The following is a 1,575-nucleotide window of genomic DNA, read 5'->3' as shown; positions in this document are numbered from 1 at the left end:
AAAGAAAGTAGGCGATAGTCATTAAACTACCGCCCCTTATCAAACCGTACGTGCCCTATTAAGGCATACGGCTTACCAATATGCTTATTTATGTTATCCACTATATCGTAAATTTACTCCTGAATTTGCGATTTTCTTTATTCTTTCCTGTGTGTAGTATTTGATTCCCTGTTCTTTTAATTTATTGATATATTTTTCTTTTCTGACTTTGTTCTTTTCCTGTTGTTTGTTCACATACACATCTATTGTATAGCTTGGATACATATCCTTGTAATAATGCCATGCCGCGGGTATCAATCCTATCTTACAGAAGAATTCGATATTCCAGACTCCTATTTTCGCAAATCCTTTGCGTATGTTTGGATGTTTATGTATCATGCATACTCTTAATCTTTGCCTAATATATGCATCCAATTTATGAAGATTTCCAATACAACCTTTCACATAACAGTGACTTTCCTGTCCTGCCTGTTCATTTAGTTTTATGGCTTTCTGCACTATCTTATAATAGTTTACTTTCCCAACGATTATAGAATTCACTCTTTTGACCCATTCTTCTTTACTTAGCGTCAATGTTTTCTTTGTCTTTTCTTTGATTTTCAGTTTAAAATCTTTCAATGACTTTTCCGTTGGTGTTACTAGAAAGTATGGTTTCCCATCTTTCTTTCTATTTCTCCAATGTTGAAAATCAAATCCTACGAAAGTAAAATCGTCATCATGAAAATCTACTATCTTTGTCTTGTTCATGGCTATTTCCAAGCCTAATTCTTGGATTACTTTTTGCGCCAGTTCTCCTGCCTCTATGATTTTCTCTCCACTTTCCGCAAACAGTAGAAAATCATCGGCATATCTTACAAAGTAGATTCCTGCTTTCGCCAGTTCCCAGTCCAGTTCATTCAAATAGATGTTTGCCAGTAATGGAGAGATTACTCCTCCCTGTGGTGTGCCACTATTTGTTTCAAGATATTTTCCTTCTTCCATATATCCTGCTTTCAGCCATTTCCATATGAGGTTCAGCACTGTACCATCTGCGATATATTTATTCAATACGCGCATTAACTGTTTATGTGGGATATTATCAAAGAATCCTTTTATATCACAGTCATAGATATAATTTCTTCCTTTTTCTATATTCCACAGTATCAACTGCATTACCTTTTCCATACCATAATTTGGTCTGTATCCACAGGAACATTTATGAAAGATTCCATTCTCAAACTTTGGACTTAGTATATTCACTAAGGTCTGTTGGATGATTCTATCTTCTATCACAGGTATTCCAAGTGGTCTTTTACCTCCACTCTTCTTTGGTATATACACTCTTCTTACAGGTGCCGGTGTATACGTTTTTGTCTTAAGTTTTTCCAGGATTTCAAGGATTCTTTCTTCCGACTTTTTATCGAATTCCGCAATGGTCTCCCCATCTATCCCTCCGCTTCCTTTATTAGTCTTTACCTGTTTCCATGCCTCCCTCAGTTTCCTGTCTCTCAGCATCTGTCCATATAAAGAATGCCACTTAAATTTTAGTGGTTCGTTCATAAAACTCTTTTCCTCCTTCCCCACACATCTGGTTCG

Annotated in this window: 1 protein-coding gene; it reads right to left on the bottom strand. The window is 36.1% G+C overall.

Annotated features, from left to right (window positions below):
* Window positions 1–93 precede the first annotated feature (93 nt).
* Window positions 94–1,539: a group II intron reverse transcriptase/maturase gene (gene ltrA, locus ACESSZ_RS16410; RefSeq protein ID WP_499842904.1), complete on the bottom strand. Its 1,446-nt coding sequence runs from the start codon at window positions 1,537–1,539 to the stop codon at window positions 94–96.
* Between the last annotated feature and the right edge of the window lie 36 nt (window positions 1,540–1,575).

The organism is Eubacterium sp. 3_1_31 (assembly GCF_964249515.1).
GTDB classification, from domain to species: domain Bacteria; phylum Bacillota_I; class Bacilli_A; order Erysipelotrichales; family Erysipelotrichaceae; genus Longicatena; species Longicatena caecimuris.
This window is presented reverse-complemented; position numbering and strand designations above follow the sequence as displayed.